The 15,506-nt window shown below is 72.7% G+C and carries 15 protein-coding genes; 5 read left to right on the top strand and 10 right to left on the bottom strand.

The genetic code is table 11. The features are described 5' to 3' along the window. The first annotated feature begins 88 nt into the window (after positions 1-88). From ACZ7PG_RS35405 to ACZ7PG_RS35415, 3 genes are read left to right on the top strand one after another with little or no spacing between them, the layout of a single operon-like run. On the top strand, positions 89-607 hold the full coding sequence (locus ACZ7PG_RS35405; RefSeq protein WP_470243510.1) for a YbaB/EbfC family nucleoid-associated protein: 519 nt from the start codon (positions 89-91) through the stop codon (positions 605-607). Continuing rightward, positions 604-918 (top strand): hypothetical protein, encoded by a 315-nt coding sequence (locus ACZ7PG_RS35410; protein WP_470243511.1) that lies wholly within the window; start codon positions 604-606, stop codon positions 916-918. Before ACZ7PG_RS35405 ends, ACZ7PG_RS35410 begins: the two co-directional genes overlap by 4 nt. Further along, entirely contained in the window at positions 918-2,624 is a 1,707-nt protein-coding gene (locus ACZ7PG_RS35415; protein ID WP_470243512.1) for a hypothetical protein, read from the top strand. Before ACZ7PG_RS35410 ends, ACZ7PG_RS35415 begins: the two co-directional genes overlap by 1 nt. On the opposite strand, the gene ACZ7PG_RS35420 is transcribed toward ACZ7PG_RS35415, so the two are convergent. From ACZ7PG_RS35420 to ACZ7PG_RS35455, 8 genes are all read right to left on the bottom strand, one after another. Next, on the bottom strand, positions 2,625-4,103 hold the full coding sequence (locus tag ACZ7PG_RS35420; protein WP_470243513.1) for a helix-turn-helix domain-containing protein: 1,479 nt from the start codon (positions 4,101-4,103) through the stop codon (positions 2,625-2,627). Positions 4,104-4,634: 531 nt separating this feature from the next. Continuing rightward, complete coding sequence (locus ACZ7PG_RS35425; RefSeq protein ID WP_470243514.1) at positions 4,635-5,705, bottom strand: DUF917 domain-containing protein; 1,071 nt, start codon at positions 5,703-5,705, stop codon at positions 4,635-4,637. A gap of 21 nt (positions 5,706-5,726) precedes the next feature. After that, positions 5,727-6,437, bottom strand: coding sequence for an SDR family oxidoreductase (locus ACZ7PG_RS35430; protein ID WP_470243515.1), 711 nt, complete (start codon positions 6,435-6,437; stop codon positions 5,727-5,729). Next, positions 6,434-7,528 (bottom strand): DUF917 domain-containing protein, encoded by a 1,095-nt coding sequence (locus ACZ7PG_RS35435; RefSeq protein ID WP_470243516.1) that lies wholly within the window; start codon positions 7,526-7,528, stop codon positions 6,434-6,436. Before ACZ7PG_RS35435 ends, ACZ7PG_RS35430 begins: the two co-directional genes overlap by 4 nt. Beyond that, on the bottom strand, positions 7,525-8,595 hold the full coding sequence (locus ACZ7PG_RS35440; protein WP_470243517.1) for a DUF917 domain-containing protein: 1,071 nt from the start codon (positions 8,593-8,595) through the stop codon (positions 7,525-7,527). Before ACZ7PG_RS35440 ends, ACZ7PG_RS35435 begins: the two co-directional genes overlap by 4 nt. Then, a complete protein-coding gene (locus ACZ7PG_RS35445; RefSeq protein WP_470243518.1) occupies positions 8,595-10,136 on the bottom strand; it encodes a hydantoinase/oxoprolinase N-terminal domain-containing protein in 1,542 nt (513 codons plus the stop codon). The genes ACZ7PG_RS35440 and ACZ7PG_RS35445 overlap by 1 nt, the downstream gene beginning before the upstream one ends. Before the next feature lie 11 nt (positions 10,137-10,147). Next, positions 10,148-11,476, bottom strand: a complete 1,329-nt coding sequence (locus ACZ7PG_RS35450; RefSeq protein WP_470243519.1) for a purine-cytosine permease family protein — start codon at positions 11,474-11,476, stop codon at positions 10,148-10,150. Between the two features lie 106 nt (positions 11,477-11,582). Further along, positions 11,583-12,443 (bottom strand): SDR family NAD(P)-dependent oxidoreductase, encoded by an 861-nt coding sequence (locus ACZ7PG_RS35455; protein ID WP_470243520.1) that lies wholly within the window; start codon positions 12,441-12,443, stop codon positions 11,583-11,585. Positions 12,444-12,475: 32 nt separating this feature from the next. Here ACZ7PG_RS35455 and ACZ7PG_RS35460 point away from each other — a divergent pair, with 32 nt between their 5' ends. Further along, positions 12,476-13,081 carry a TetR/AcrR family transcriptional regulator gene (locus tag ACZ7PG_RS35460; protein ID WP_470243521.1) on the top strand — a complete coding sequence of 202 codons (606 nt, stop codon included), beginning with the start codon at positions 12,476-12,478 and terminating at the stop codon, positions 13,079-13,081. A 40-nt stretch (positions 13,082-13,121) separates the two neighbouring features. Continuing rightward, entirely contained in the window at positions 13,122-13,952 is an 831-nt protein-coding gene (locus tag ACZ7PG_RS35465; RefSeq protein WP_470243522.1) for an alpha/beta fold hydrolase, read from the top strand. On the opposite strand, the gene ACZ7PG_RS35470 is transcribed toward ACZ7PG_RS35465, so the two are convergent. Together ACZ7PG_RS35470 and ACZ7PG_RS35475 are read right to left on the bottom strand one after the other, a co-directional pair. After that, a complete protein-coding gene (locus ACZ7PG_RS35470; protein ID WP_465313577.1) occupies positions 13,939-14,307 on the bottom strand; it encodes a DUF742 domain-containing protein in 369 nt (122 codons plus the stop codon). The two genes, ACZ7PG_RS35465 and ACZ7PG_RS35470, sit on opposite strands and share 14 nt — an antisense overlap. A gap of 102 nt (positions 14,308-14,409) precedes the next feature. After that, positions 14,410-15,432, bottom strand: coding sequence for a LacI family DNA-binding transcriptional regulator (locus ACZ7PG_RS35475; RefSeq protein ID WP_470243523.1), 1,023 nt, complete (start codon positions 15,430-15,432; stop codon positions 14,410-14,412). Positions 15,433-15,506 lie beyond the last annotated feature (74 nt).

Raw genomic sequence — 15,506 nt, forward strand, 5'->3', positions numbered from 1 at the left:
GAAATGAACTCCGGGGGTGCGCTAGCCTGGCCCGATCGTGGGGCCCGGAGTGGAGCCCCGTACCCCGGCGTGGCGAGGAGTCGAATTCGTGCAACCGAACCTGGGGCAAGGTGAAGACTTCGAGCTCCTGCTCGAACGGCAGGTGCGGGACATGCAGTCGAAGGCGGCGGCGCTGAGTGAAGCGCTTTCCGCCGCCGGCGCCACCGTCCGCTCCCGCGACGGGGCGGTCACCGTCACGCTCGCCCCGAACGGCGCGCTCACGAACCTCGAGCTCGGGCTCCGGGCGTGCGACCTGGGCCCGGCGCGGCTGACCGCGGCGATCATGGGCACAGTGCGCGAAGCCCAGCGCCAGACCGCCCGCACCGTCGCGGACTCGTTCGCCACGATCAACGGCGACAGCGAGTCGACCGACATGGTCCGCTCGTTCCTGCCGCCGGACCCGCCGCCCGCGGGCGACTTCGCGGCGCCGGAGGCCGCCGAGCCCGAGCGGACCCCGCCGCCGGCCGCTCCGCCGGGCCGACCGTCGGCCCCGCCGTCCGCCCCGCCCGCGGCGCGGCGCCGTCCCCCGGCCGACGACCACTCCGACGACGAATCGAACCCCTGGTGAGCGGCGGCGGCTTCAGGGTCGATTCGGAGCCCCTGGCCAACTTCGGCAAGCACCTCGACGAGCTCCAGAGCAACCTGCAGGGCACGGCCGACCTCGTCGGCGGCATGACCTGCGACCCCGGCATGTTCGGCATCAACCCGGCGTGCCAGCTGATGGCGGCGGGCGCGAGCACGTGGACCGACAAGGCGCACCACCAGTTCGGCGACTACGCCAAGACCATCGGCGAGTTCTCCGACAAGGTCGCCGAGGCCGCGAAGCGGTACCGGTCGGGCGAAGAGAACGCCGTCGACTCGATCGTGAGGTTCGAATAGTGGCCGACGACTACAAGAGCAAGGACGTCAGCCTCCACGGCTCCGAACTCTTCAACAGCGACAACGCCTCCGCCGGCGCCGGGTTCTTCGAGGCCGCGGTCGGCCTGGACAAGGCCCGCAAGGAGAACGACAAGGTCGCGATCGGCATCGGCTCGGCGGGCATGGCGCTGGAGACCATCGGTCTCGTGCTGGACCCCATCGGCAGCCTGCTGACCGCCGGGATCGGCTGGCTCATCGAGCACATCACGATCCTGCGGTGGCCGCTGGACATCCTGATGGGCGACCCCATCGGCATCAACGCGGCCGCCGAGGCGCTCTCGGCCGAGAAGAAGAAGCTGGAACAGTGGTCGACGGACCACCAGACGGCGATCGAAACGCTCATGAAGGACTGGTCCGGCAACGCCGCGGACCAGTTCAAGAAGGACATGGACGCGGTCACCGAGCAGCTGAACTCGCTCGGCGGGTACCTCGACCAGGCCGGCAAGAACATGAAGATCGCCGGCGGCATCGTCGGCGCGTTCCGCGGCATCTTCCGCGACCTGATCGCGATGCTGCTGGCGACGATCATCAAGGGCGCCCTGATCGCGGCGGCGCTGGCCCCGGTGACGTTCGGCGCGTCGATCGCGATCTTCATCGGCACGACGATCGGCACGGTGGCCACGGCGCTGGGCAAGATCGGCGCGAAGCTGGTCCAGCTGGGCCGCAAGCTGGGCGACCTGGTCCAGGCGCTGGCGAAGATGGGCAAGGCGGGCGACGACCTGGCGGCGGCGAAGCCCCCGACGAGCAGCCTGACCCCGACCCCGACCCCCAAGCCGGACGCGACGCCCCTGCCGAAGCCGGACGCGACGCCCGAGCCGAAGCCCTCCTCGGCGACGCCGGAGCCGAAGCCCGAGCCCAAGCCGGAACCGAAGCCGGACCCCAAGCCCGAGCCGAAGCCGGAACCCGCGCCGTCGTCCTCCTCGGCGACGCCGGAACCGAAGCCCGAGCCCAAGCCGGACACCACGCCGGAGCCGAAGCCCGACACCACACCGTCGTCGGCCACCCCGGAACCCAAGCCGGAGCCCAAGCCCGACACCACACCGGAGCCCAAGCCCGACACGACGCCCGAGCCCAAGCCGGAACCCGCGCCGTCGTCGTCTTCGGCCACGCCGGAACCGAAGCCCGAGCCCAAGCCGGACCCGAAACCGGAGCCGAAGCCCGAACCGGCGCCGTCGTCGTCTTCGGCCACCCCGGAGCCCAAGCCCGAGCCCAAGCCCGACGCCACGCCCGAGCCGAAGCCGTCCTCGGCGACGCCCGAGCCGAAGCCGGAGCCCGCGCCGTCGTCATCCTCGACGACCCCGGAGCCCAAGCCGGACTCCACGCCGGAGCCCAAGCCGGACTCCACGCCGACGTCGGCCACTCCGGATCCCAAGCCGCACAAGCCGTTCACCGACCAGATGACCGCGGTCATCAAGGACAAGCTGTCCAAAGTGGACGGTGTCACGCCCGAGATCATGGCGAAGTTCGACAAGATCAACAACTTCTCGGTCGAGCAGCTCGGCAAGGTCTTCGGCAAGGAAGGCGCCGAGAAGTTCGAGTCGGCCATCAAGATCATGACCGACCCGTGGTTCGGGAAGTCGGGCCTGGCCGGCAAGACCGTCATCGACATGATCAAGGGCGTTCCCGCCAGCATCGGCAACGTCACCGGCGGCGGGGACGACGACTAGTCACTCGTCGGAAAGGATGACCGCCCGGGACGCGAGGTGCAGCGCCAGTCTCTCGTCCGGGCGGGACAGGTCCACTCCGAGCAGCTGCTCGATCCGCGCGATCCGGGCCGCCACGGTGTTGCGGTGCACGCCCAGCACCGTGGCGGTCTCGGCGATCGACGACTCCGCGTCCAGGTAGGCCGCGAGGGTCCGGACCAGGTCGCCCGGCACCGGGCGCAACGGCGCGACCAGCGCCCGCGCCGCCGGTTCGAACGTGTCCGTGCGCGTCCACTCCAGCAGCAGCTGGGCCATGCCGAGCTGGTCGACGTGCAGGAAATGACCCGTCTCGGGGCGGGTCGCGGCGAGCCGGGCCGCGTCGAGGGCCTCCGCGACGGTCGCCGCGAGCCCTTCCGGACGCGGGTGCGGCCGCCCCACCCCCATGTGCGCGCCCAGGCGCAGCGCGCGGTGCGCCGTCTGGAGCCGGGTCGCGAGAGAGCGCACGCGTTCCGCCGTGGGTTCGTGGTCGAAGGTGACCCAGCCGGTCCAGCCGTCGCCGTGCTCGACGACGACCGCCTCGACGTCCAGCGCCCGGATGACCTCCTGCGTGCGCGCGACCGTGTCGACCGCCGCCGGGACGCCGATGTGCAGCCCGACGTGCCAGCCCCCGAGCCGCCAGCCCGCGTCGGCGACGCGCCGGCGCAGGTCGGCGCCCGGTTCGGTGTCGAGGCGCAGCAGGTCACCGAGCAACGCCGTGCGCGAGCGCGCGTCCCGTTCGAGCTCCAGCCGGTTGGCGAGCAGCCACCGCTGCAGCGCCCCGGCGGCGACGGCCAGCGCGGGCGGGACGACGTCGGCCCGCGCGGCCTCCGTCCCGCGCAGCTCGGCCGCCAGCCACATGGCCGGACGCTGCAGCAGCACGGGATGGGCCAGGAAGACGCTGCCGTCGGCGTCGGTCCGCTGCGGCACGGCCTCGTCCAGCCGGACGTGCCCGGTCACTTCGCCGGCCAGCGGCGCACCGCGGTCGTCGAGGACCGCGACGGGCGACCGCAGCAGCCGCCGCAGCACGGCGACGACCTCTTCGGGCGGCCGCAGCCGGTCACCGAGGGCACGGTGGGTGGCGAGCAGCAGGTCCGCCCGGTCGAGCTCGGGCGCGGCGAGCAGCAGCCGGGCCTCGACGAGCAGGTCCAGCGGCCCCGCCCCGGTGGTCAGCAGCGGAACGGCCAGCCGATCGGCGAGCAGGCGCGACGCGGTGATGGGGTCGGTCCCGGGCAGGAGCACCCCGGTGGCCCCGGCATCGGCACAGCGCCGCAGCAGGGCATCGATCTGCCAGTCGCTCCCGGCGACCGCCCGCGCGACGACGGTCAGTTCCCCGGGAGCGGGGAGGTGCGAAGCGTCCAAAGTGGCCTGAACCGTCGCGAGTGGACGATCGAGCCCGGCTTCGCCGGCGAGCACCCGGACGTGCTCCGCCCAGCCGGGAAGGGCGAGCACCCGCCGCAGGCTCACGGGAGGCTCCCCGGATCCACCGGCGGCCGGCTCACCACAGCCCCGCCGCACGCCGCACGAAGCCTCGCCGACGCCGGCATCCGGCGCCGCTCACCGAAGCCCCCATCGACCCGGAGCCGCCGGCCCACAACCCCACCCCCCGCCCCACGCCACCTCGCCCACACCGGCACCCGCCGCCGCTCACCAGAGCCCCCCAACGACCCGCCGCCGGCCCACAACCCCGCCCCACGCCGCCTCGCCCACACCCGCCGCAGGCTCACAACAACCCGCCGCACGCCGGGCGAAGCCTCGCCAGCACCCGCCGCCGCTCACCGGAGACCCCAATGACCCGCCACCACCGGCCCACAACCCCGCCCCACGCCGCCTCGCCCACACCGGCACCCGCCGCCGCTCACCGCAACCCCACCCTTCGCCGCGCCCGCCGCGACCACACCGGCGCCCGCCGCCGGCTCACGGCAACCTCGCGGGCACGCCCCACAGCAACCGTCGGCCCCCGGAGCGGCCCTGGCCGCCTCCCCGAGCGCCGCGGGCTCATCCGATCCCCACCGGGTCGCAGTCGATGCCGTACGCGCGCGGCCGGACCACCGGCAGCCACCGGGGGTCGGTCCAGAACGGGGCCGCCGCCAGGCGCACCACGTCCACCTCCACCCCCGCGCGGATCGCGTCGCACGACACCGGCACTCCCGTCCGGTGGTCCAGTACCGACAGCACGTCCGGGGTCGACGCCACCGGTTCCCCGTCGCGCAACGCCAGCAGGTACTCGTTCTCCATCTCCAGTCTCAGCAGCCCGCCGTCGCGGTGGTCGGCCAGGGTGACGCTGCCTCGGCCGAACCCCGGGCTGCCGTGCTGCCCCGGACCCAGGTGCCGCGCCACCTCCAGGACCCTCCCGCGCGCCAGCACCGAGCCCGCCAACGCCGCTTCGAGCGCCTCTCGCGGCGGGCTCTCCCCCACCGCCAGCACCCGGCGGCCCAGCTCCAGTGCGCCGCTCGTCGTCCCGTCCACCGAACACGCGGCCAGCTCGCCCGCCGGGATCGGGGCCAGCGCGAACGCCGCCCACCCGCCGGCGGCGGCCAGGAACGCCCGGGTGCCGCGCTCGATCACCTCGTCGGAGCCGGCCGCCAGCACCACGACCTGGCCGCCGGGCTCCGCCAGCGCCGCCGGTGCGACCCCGCGGCCGGTCGCGGCGACCGAAAACTGGTCGAGCCGGGGCAGTCCGCGGCCGGAAAGGTCGGCGTCGACGTACCCCAGCCCGAGCTGCTCGGCCACGACCAGCGGCAGCAGCCCGTTGAGACCGCCGATTTCGATGGACATCAGCGCGTCCGCGCGTTCACCGGTCCAGCGTTCGACGGCGGCCACCGCGGCCGCGAACTCCCCGCCGCCGGGCAGCTTCTCGGTGAACGCCGCCGTCGCCCCGACGACGCCGATCGGGACCACCCGCGCGTCCGGTGGCAGCCGGCCGGCGGGACGCACGAAGAGCGCGCCGCCGTCGGCGAGCAACCGGCGCAGCAGCACGGCGGCGGTCACGGTGTCCCCGCCGCCGCCGGACCCGAGCAGGGCCACCCCGCGCTCCAGGGCGGCCACGTCACCAGCGGTGATGCGCATGACTGACCACAGTAGACGAGCTCACCGCAGGGCGTAGCCACCGTCGGGGTAGAGCGTCGACCCGGTCGTGTAGGTGCTGCCGAACAGGTACAGCACGGCATCGGCCACTTCGGACTCCTTCCCGACGCGGTGCAGCAGCGTGTCCCGCGAGTACTGGCCGAAGCTCGCCTCCCGCACGTCGGCCGGCCGCCCCGCCCACAGGTTGCCGTCGATCGTGCCCGGCGCGACGACGTTCACCCGGACCGGCGCCAGCTCGACCGCGAGCCCGCGGCCGAGGCCTTCGACCGCGGCGTTGCAAGCCACGTACGCGGGTGCCGCACCCGGCGGCCGGACGCTCGCCGCGCCGGACATCAGCACGATCGACGCGTCCGGCGCCAGCTTCGGCACCGCGTGCTTGACGGCGTGGTACTGGCCCCAGAACTTCGTCACGAACGGGCTGGCCGCGTCCTCGTCGCTCAGCTCCCGCAGCGGCCCGACCGTGTAGGACGCGCCGGGCGTGAACAGGTGGTCGACGCGGTCGAGCGCACCGAAGAACGCGGCCAGGGAGTCCTGGTCGGTGCTGTCGACGACCTGCCACGTCGCCCCGAGCGGCTCGGCCGCCGCCGCCAGCTTCTCCGGCGTCCGCCCGCCGAGGTGGACCGACGCACCCGAAGCGGCGGCACGCCGGACCACTTCCAGCCCGATGCCCGACCCGCCACCGATGACCACGACGTGCTTCCCGGCCAAGCTCACGCGATCTCCTCGACGGGGACGAAGGGGTGGGGCAGCCCGAACGCGCCCGGGCCGAAGGTGTCCAGTGCCTCCGGCGTCCGCATCAGCGGCGGGGTCGAGATGCCGACGACGGTGACGCGCTGGCCGTAGCGCAGCGTCTCGGTGGTGATCGGCTCGGCCGTCGCGGACTCGAGCACGCAGATCAGGTCGGGCACCACGCACCGCACGGAGCCGTCCACAGTGGCCAGCAGGTTCTCGTTCTGGAACAGGATCTCCAGCTTGCTCGAGCCGTCGAACGACACCGCCGCGGCGCGTCCGCGCGCGAAGCCCTCCTCGGTCCGGCGTTCCACATCGGACACCTTGCCGCGGAACAGCACCCGCAGGTGCTGGTACGGCGTCGAGCGCAACGCCGAGGCCAGCCGCGCGACCGGATCTTCGTTGCGTTCGCGAGCCAACCGGATCGTCCGGCCCACGGTCAGCGCCAGCGAAAGCGTTTGCGGCACGGCGGTCCGCTTGACGTCGGCGCCGCTCATCGCGTACTCGGCGATGTGCGCGACGCCGCCGAGCCGGATGGTGACGCCGCGGGCCAGCCACTCCATCCGCCGGTTGTCCGAGCCGGTGTCGATCACGGTGGTCTCGCCGCGCTCGCCGCCGATCGCCATCGGCGAGCCGTGGACGCCGTAGACGCCGAACGTCTCCATCTGCAGCTCCGGGAACGCCCGGCCCATGCCGTCGGCGTCGACCACCGGCAGCCCGAGCCGGGCGCCGACGATCAGCGGGATCATCGAGTTGATGCCCCCGCACTCGATCGGCATGGTCGCGTCGGCGCGCTTCCCGAGGTGCTTCTCCAGCGTCCGCAGGGCCAGCACGGGCTCGGCGCCGTTGGGCAGCTTCTCGTGCACCACGGTCGGCGCGCCCATCTGCGCCGTCGGGATCACCAGGGCGTCGTCGTCCACTTCGGACGGATCGAGGATCGTGATCGGCCCGTGCTCCCGGATGGCTTCGCGCACGAGCAGCCGGCCGACGTACGGGTCACCGCCGCCGCCCGTGCCGAGCACCGCGGCGCCGCAGGCGAGGTCGGGCAGGTCGTCCTCGGTCAGGGTCCAGCTCACCCGGCGACTCCGATCGGATCGATGTCGTAACCGAAGTACCGCGGTCCGGCGAGCGCGATCCCCTCCGGCGTGTGCCAGCGCGGGTCGGCGGGTGCGGCGATGACCGTGACGCGCTGGCCGAACCGCAGGCCCTCGGTCGTCACGGCTTCCCCCGTTTCGCGTTCCAGCGTGCAGATCAGATCCGGCACCGACGCCTCGACGACGCCGTCGCGCTCGGCCACCAGGTGCTCGTTCTGGAACCGCAGCACCAGCTCGGCTCCTTCGTCACCGTCCATCCCGGACAGCCGGGCCTCGCCGCGGGCGAAGCCGGTGACCGTCCGGCGGGCGACGTCGACGACCTTGCCGCTGAACAACCGTCGTCCCTTCAACCGGGCGACGACGCGCCCGACCGGGTCCTCCAGCGAAGCACGAGCCTCCCGGACCAGCGCCCCCAGCTCGGCGCACAGGCTGAGCGTGCCGGGCACCAGCGACTCCCGGGCCTGGGCCCCGGACATCGCGTAGTTGCTGATCATCGCCGAGCAGCCCATGTCGATGGTCGCCGAGCGGGCCAGCCGCTCGGCCCACCGGTTGTCCACTGTGTCCAGTACTCCGCGGTTGCCTTTTTCGTCCGCAATGGACATCGGGGTCGCGCGGATGCCGTACAAAGTCGGCAAAACCATTTGCAGCTCGGGGAACGCCCGGCCCATGCCGTCGGCGTCCACCAGCGGGAGTCCCAGCTGGGCGGCCGCGACGACCGGGATGAGCGAGTTGACCCCGCCGGCCTCGGCGCACGCGATGTGCGTCAGCTCCTTGCCGAGGTACCCGGCGAGCGTGCGGGCCGCGAGCCCGACCTGCTCGGCCGAGGGCAGCTTCTCCACCATCACCGTCGGCGCGCCCATCATCGCCACGGGCAGCACGACGGCGTCGTCCGGCACCTCCGTCAGGGGAACCAGCGGCACCGAGCCGTGCGAGCGGACCGCGGACAGCGCGAGCAGCCGGCCGATGTACGGGTCTCCCCCGCCGCCGGTGCCGAGGATCGCGGCGCCGCGGGCGATGTCGCCGAGGTCGTCCGAAGTGATTTCGCGCATCACGCCCCCAGCTGCAGGTCGCCGACGGCCTTGGCGCGGATGCGCGTGGCGTTGCCGGGCAGGTACGGGATGGGTACCTCGTCGAAGTCGACGATGCCGACCGACGCCGGCGACGCACCGGCGGCGACCGCGCGGTCGATCGCCTCCTGCTTCGCCTCCTCGACGACGGCTTCGCGACGACCGGGCTCGATCACGTAGACGCGGTCGACCTCGCCGCCGATCTGCGCGATGGCCGCACCGATGGCGTTGGCCACGGCGTAGTTCTCCGGCCGGTGCACCTCGCCGCAGCCGGCGAGCTCGTCCGGCAGCAGCACGGAACCACCGCCGACCGCCACCACCGGCAACGGCTCGGCCGACGTCCGCATCCGTTCGACCACATCGGACACATCGGCGGCGATCTTGTCCAGGGCGGCCCGGACCAGGCCCTTGTCCAAATGCGACACCAGCGACGCGTCCCCGATGTCGGCCCGGCCCGCCGCCACCGCGATGTCGGTCGCGGTGAGCGTGTCGCCGCCGAAGACGAGCGCCTTCGACGTCAGTTCGTAGCCGACCGAGTCCGGGCCCACGGTGACGTTCCCGCGCACCCGGCTGCCGCCGCCGATGCCGATCGACAGGACGTCCGGCATCCGGAAGTTCGTCCGGATGCCGGCGACGCTGACGTCGGTGGTCGCCTCACGCGGGAACCCCTGCCGCAGCACGCCGACGTCCGACGTCGTGCCGCCGACGTCGACCACCGCGCAGGTGTCCAAACCGGACAGCACGGCCGCGCCGCGCATCGAGTTCGTCGGCCCCGAAGCGAACGTCGCCACCGGGTAGCGGCGGGCGAAGTCGACGTCCATCAGCGTGCCGTCGTTCTGGCTCAGGTACAGCGGCGCGGTGATGCCCGCGCCGGTGACCGACGCGGACAGCCCGTCGACGATGTGCGCGGCCAGCTCGCGCAGCGCCGCGTTGATCACCGTCGCGTTTTCCCTTTCCAGCAGGCCGATCCGGCCGATCTCGTGGGACAGCGAGATCGCGACGTCCGGGAGCTGCGCGCCGATGATCTCGGCCGCGCGGGCCTCGAACTCGGCGTTGACCGGGGAGAAGACCGAGGTGATCGCGACGCTGCGCACCCCGGCCGCCCCCATGTCGTCGGCGGCCTTGCGCAGCTCGCTCTCGTCGAGCTCCGCGATGTGCCGGCCGTCGAACTCGTGTCCACCGTGGACCAGGTAGCTGCGCCCCGACACCGCGTCGACGAGCCGCTGCGGCCAGTCGACCATCGGCGGCAGCGACGCCCCGGCCGGCAGGCTCAGCCGCACGGCCGCGGTCGGCGCGAGCCGGTGGGCCTCGACGAGCGCGTTGATGAAGTGCGTGGTGCCGATCATCACCGCCCGCACCGCCGCCGGGTCGAACGCGCGTTGCCGCTGCAGGCCGTCGATCGCGGCGACGATGCCCGAGGTGACGTCCGCGGTCGTGCTGGTCTTGACCGAGGCGAGCACCTGACGGCCGTCGAGCAGGACAGCGTCGGTGTTGGTGCCGCCGACGTCGATGCCGATGCGCACGAAGATTCTCCTTAAGCAGACTGGACGGCGGGAGCGGTCTCGGCGGTCCGGCTGCTGCCGAACCCCCGTACCAGGCCGAGCTTCCCGGCGACGACGTACAGGACGAAGGCCACGACGAGCGAGTTGATGCTCGGCAGGCCCCATTCGACGAACTCGCCGAAGAGCGCCGCGGCGATCCAGACGACGATGGTGGCGGGCACCCACAGCGGAGCGTCGTCGGGCACGGTTCCCCGCGCCCGGGCGGCTTCCAGGTCACCGCGCCACTTCTTCACGACGAAGTACTCGGCGACCATGATCCCGGCGATCGGCGGGAAAGCGACGCCCAGCACGGTGAGGAAGTCGGTGAACTTCGCCAGGATCCCGGCCGCGGCGAGCAGGCTGCCCGCGACGCCGAGCACGGCGGTGACCAGGCCGCGGTGGGCCTTGCGCCCGGAGACCGTGCCGATGAAGTTCACGACGCCCAGACCGGACGAGTACAGGTTCCAGTCGTTGATCTTCATCGTGCCGGCGATGACGATCAGCAGCCCGATCCACCCGACCGACGACGTCACGATGGTCGTGATCCCGGCGCTGCCGACGGCGTGCGCGAGCAGGACACCGGACAGGCCGATGACGTACTCGCCGAGGGTGATCCCGACGAGCGTCTGCTTGACGACGTCGGCGGTGGTGCGGTTGAAGCGGGTCATGTCCGGGGTGATGACGGCGCCGACGATGAAGCCGCCGGCGACCAGCGTGGTGCCCTGCAGCAGGCTCAGCGCCGGCCCGGGCGGGGCCGAGGAGACGAGCGTGCCGAGGTCGTGGCGGGTCAGCTCGGAGATGACCGACCAGCCGACGAGGACGAGGAACGCCGGGACGGTCAGGTACGCCGTCCAGGCCATGGAGTGGAAGCCGCGCACGACGATCGCGGTGACGAGCAGGCCGAACAGCAGCGCCCAGCCCCACTCCGGCAGGCCGCCGATGAGCGCGACGAGACCTTGGGCGGAGACCGCGGACTGGATACCGAACCAGCCGATGAGGCTGATCCCGATGGCGAGCCCGATGAGCGCCGAGCCGCCGCGGCCGAAGCCGGTCCAGCGGGCGATCATGGACGTGGACAGACCTTCGCGGACGCCGATGACGCCGACGAGGATCGTGATGAGCTCCAGGATGACCGAGCCGAGCGTGAAGGCCAGGACCGCGTTCCAGAAGCTCATCCCGAAGCCGACGGTGGCTCCGAGCAGGAACTGGGACAGAGCGGACACCTGGCCGAACCGCTGGACGGCGACCGACCACCACGAGTACCGGGCGTGGTCCGGCACTCTGGTGAGGGCATAGTCATCGACACCGACTGTTGAGGCCACGCCGACCTCCTAATCCGGGACGGGGGATGGGTTCCCCGCACCGTAAGCAGCGGTCCCGGCGGCGTCACCGTGCGATGTGCACAGTCCCACCGTCGACGCTGTGCATTCAGCCCATCGGGTCCACTCCGGTCAGCGTGACGCTTTCCGCCCACAGCCGCCCGGCGGCGGCGTCGGTCAGGTTCTTCCAGCGCTCTTCGAGACGAGGGCGGCCACGCAGTCCGAACACGCGCGGGCCCCACAGCTGCCCGCCGGTGACGTCCGGGCCGAGCACCGCGCGGACGGCGGGCCGCGCGCCGGCGTCCTTGCCCTGCAGCAGCGCGCGGGCGGGCAGGCCGCGCAGCCACTGGCCGGCCGTGCGGACGTGCACCGGCGGGCGTGACGGCGTCAGCGAGTCGAGCGCGCCGCCCGGGTGGGCCGCCACGCTGAGCCGCTTCGAACCGGCCTCGCGCAGCCGCCGGTCGAGTTCGACGGCGAAGAGCATCTGAGCCAGCTTCGACCGTTCGTAGGCGCGCTTCGGCTGGTAGTCGCGCTCGCTCTGGAGGTCGGCGAAGTCGAGGCTCGACGACTTCGCCGCGAAGCTGCCGGTGGTGACGATGCGCGCGTCCGGCGCCAGCAGCGGCATCAGCCGGGCGACCAGCGCGAAGTGCCCGAGGTGGTTGGTACCGAACATCAGCTCGTGCCCGGCGGGGGTCTCCCGGCGCGGCGGGTGGTCGAGCATCACCCCGGCGTTGCAGACGACGGCGTCGAGCTCGCCGGGGTCGACCGCCCCGATCGAGGCCAGGTCGGCGAGGTCGAGCCGGACGTACTCGACCTTCGCCCCGGCGACCTGCGAGCGGATCGCGGCGGCCGCCGTCTCGGCCTTCGCCGGGTCGCGGCTGCCGATCACCACCTCCGCGCCCGCCGAAGCCAGCTGCTCGGCCGTGAAATAGCCGATCCCGGCGTTGCCGCCGGTCACCAGCACCCGCATGGACGTCCCCTCCCCGTGTCAAGCTGTCCCGCATGGAGAACGCTACCGGCTACCGGCGGTCGGCCGGCTCGGCCCGCGGCGAAGCCCGGCGCCGGGAGCTGCTGGCGAAGATCACCGACGACGTCGCGGAGAACGGTCTCGTCGACTTCTCGCTGCGGCGGGCGGCCCGGTCGGCCGGGACGACGCACAAGGTGCTGCTCTACCACTTCGAAGGCGCGGAAGACCTGCTCCGGCAGGTGGTTTTCGCGTTGCGGGAACGGCGGATCGGCAACGCGCTGACGGCGGTCGCCGCGGGCTCGTCGACGCTGACCGACCGCGTCCGGGCCGCCTGGGAGAGCCTCCGCGACGAGGAGTCGGAGCTGCGGCGCGTGCTCGACCAGGCGATGGGCCTGGCGATGTACGACCCGGGCCGGTACGCCGCGCTCGGCCGCGGCGCGTCCCAGCAGTACCTGCCGACGTTGCTCTCGTTCTGCCCGGCGCGGTGGCCGGAGCAGCGGAAGGTCGAAGTCGCCTCGATGATCCTCGCGACCCTGCGCGGCTTCCTCGTCGACCTGCTGACCAGCCCGGACGGCGACGGCGCGGCCGCCGGGTTCGAGGCGCTGCTGCGCGCGGTCGAGCGGGAGGAAGCCGCTCCCTGAGGTTCTCGACAGTTTGCGAACCACGTGGTTCACTTCGGGCATGCAGATCGAGCTGTCCGCGGGAACGGTCGAGTACTCCGACACGGGTGGGCCGGGTCCGGTCCTCGTCTTCGTCCACGGGCTGCTGATGGACGGCTCACTGTGGGACGGCCCGGTCGCCTCGCTCGGCGGTCACCGCCGCGTCGTCCCGACGTTGCCGTTGGGCGCCCACCGGCACCCGATGCGGGATGGCGCGGACCTGTCGATGCCCGGCATCGCCGCCCTGCTGGCGGAGTTCCTCGAGCGCCTCGACCTGCGGGACGTCACGCTCGTCGGCGTCGACACCGGTGGCGCGCTGGTCCAGCTGCTCATGGCGGACGGCGCCCCGCGGGTCAGCCGTGTGGTGCTGGCCTCGTGCGACGCGTTCGACAACTTCCCACCCGGGCTCACCGGCAAGACGCTGTTCCTGACCGGGAAGCTGTCGCCGGGCCTGTTCGGGCTGTTCATGCAGCAGATGCGGCTGCGCGCGGTGCGCCGGCTGCCGATCGCGTTCGGGTGGCTGACCAAACGCGGCGACGCGGTGTCCGCCAAGTGGATCCGGCCGTTGCTGAGTCAGGCGGGTGTCCGGCGCGACACCGTTCGCGTCCTGCGCGCGGCGGCCGCGTCGCCGGGGATCCTGGTGGACGTCGCCGGACGGCTGCCGTCGTTCGACCGGCCGGTGCTGGTCGTGTGGGCCCGCGAAGACCGCGTGATGCCGCCGGAGCACGGTGAGCGGCTGGCGGCTTTGCTACCCAAGGGAAAGCTGGTCGAGGTGGCCGACAGCTACACGCTGATCCCGCTGGACCAGCCGGCGGAGTTCGCCCGGCTGGTCGGAGAGTTCACAGCCGGCTGAGGCCGTGGAGGATGCGTTCCATCAGCTCGAGGCTCGGCCGGTTGCCCGACCCCTTGCGAGCCGTGTGCACGGCGACGATCCCCCGGTCCGCCAGGTCGGACAGCAGGACCCGCGCCACCCCGAGCGGGATCCGCCGCCGCGCCGCGACCTCGGCGACCGACTGGGAGGTTCGCAGCAGCGCGCAGATCTCGGTCTCCTCCGTCGTGCTCCCCCGCACGACCGCCCGCCCCCGCTGGGTGATCGACACCAGCGTCTCGATCGGGAGATCGCGGGTCGGGCGCGTTCGGCCATGAGTGCGGAAGTACGGGCGGACCATCCCCGCCCCGCCTTCTTCGAGCACGGACCCCCAGTGCACAGCCAGCTCCTCACGGCGATTAATCCTTGTCGGCGATTATTTCACCTAATGATCGAGTAGGCCGCAATCGACCGAACAGAGCAACGCCGGAAGAACAGCAGGTCAGCGCCGCACTGTCGGGGCAGTACTGCCCCGAAGGACTAGTTGTGTCCCGAGAATCGACGGCGATGTCGCGATTTTTCCGCCGGACAATCTCGCCAGGAGCAGCCGGCCGGCCCGCTCCCCCAGCTCGGCCACGGGCTGGGCGACGGTGCTCAGCTCGAGCAGGTCGGCGAGATCGTGATTGTCGAACCCGAGCACCGAGACGTCGTCCGGCACCCGCAGCCCGGCCCGGCGCAACGCCCGCAGCGCCCCGAACGCCATCTCGTCCGACGCGGCGAACACCGCGGTGGGGCGGCGAGGCAGGCCGAGGAGGGCACCCATCGCCCGTTCCCCGCCCGCGACCGTGAAGCCGCCCCCGGTTTCGAACGCGGCTTCCGGTTCGCGGCCGTCCTCGCGGCAGACCGCGTGGTAGACCTCGCGGTAGGCGGCCAGCCGGCGCACCGGCGTCGTGAACCCGAGCGGGATCGGGGCACTCTCGCCGATGAACGCGATCTCGCGGTGACCCAGCTGGACGAGGTGGCGCATCGCGGTCACCGCGGCGCCGTGGTCGTCGATCCCGACGGAGTCCCCGCCGGGTTCCTCGGTGCCGATCGTGACGAACGGGACGCCGAGCCCCAGCAGCAGCTCGCGTTCGGTCTCCGTCAGGGGCAGGGAAAGTACGAGCACCGCGTCGACCCGGCGGCGCAGCGGGAGGCCGGCGAAGAACCGCGCGCGGCCCGGGGCGTCGCCGAGGTTGTAGAGCAGCAGGCTGATCCCGGCGTCGCGCAGCACCCGCTCGACGCCGGAGATGAGACGCGCGAAGTACCAGCGGTCGACGTAGGGCACGATCACGCCGACGGTCCCGGTCCGGCCAGTGGCCAGGCTCGACGCGGCGGGCGAGATGGCGTACCCGAGCTCCGCGGCGGCCGCGACCACCCGCGTCCGCGTGCGTTCGGCGACGCCGGGCACCCCGCGCAGCGCTCGCGACACGGTGGCCGCCGAGACTCCGGCGAGCCGCGCCACGTCGTCGAGCTTCTCCGGCATCCCCTGCCCCATTCGTTGCAAGCGCTTGCAACCATCCGAGTCCGAGCCATTGACAGTGGCCTTGATCAAGGCTA

The organism is Amycolatopsis sp. NPDC114504, from assembly GCF_055633595.1.

Coding starts and splice junctions, on each gene's coding strand:
- ACZ7PG_RS35425 (WP_470243514.1), bottom strand. CDS start 5,705: ATGCGCATCACCGCTGGTGACGTGGCCGCCCTGGAGCGCGGGGTGGCC.
- ACZ7PG_RS35440 (WP_470243517.1), bottom strand. CDS start 8,595: ATGCGCGAAATCACTTCGGACGACCTCGGCGACATCGCCCGCGGCGCC.
- ACZ7PG_RS35455 (WP_470243520.1), bottom strand. CDS start 12,443: ATGCGGGTGCTGGTGACCGGCGGCAACGCCGGGATCGGCTATTTCACG.
- ACZ7PG_RS35460 (WP_470243521.1), top strand. CDS start 12,476: ATGGAGAACGCTACCGGCTACCGGCGGTCGGCCGGCTCGGCCCGCGGC.
- ACZ7PG_RS35465 (WP_470243522.1), top strand. CDS start 13,122: ATGCAGATCGAGCTGTCCGCGGGAACGGTCGAGTACTCCGACACGGGT.
- ACZ7PG_RS35475 (WP_470243523.1), bottom strand. CDS start 15,432: ATGCCGGAGAAGCTCGACGACGTGGCGCGGCTCGCCGGAGTCTCGGCG.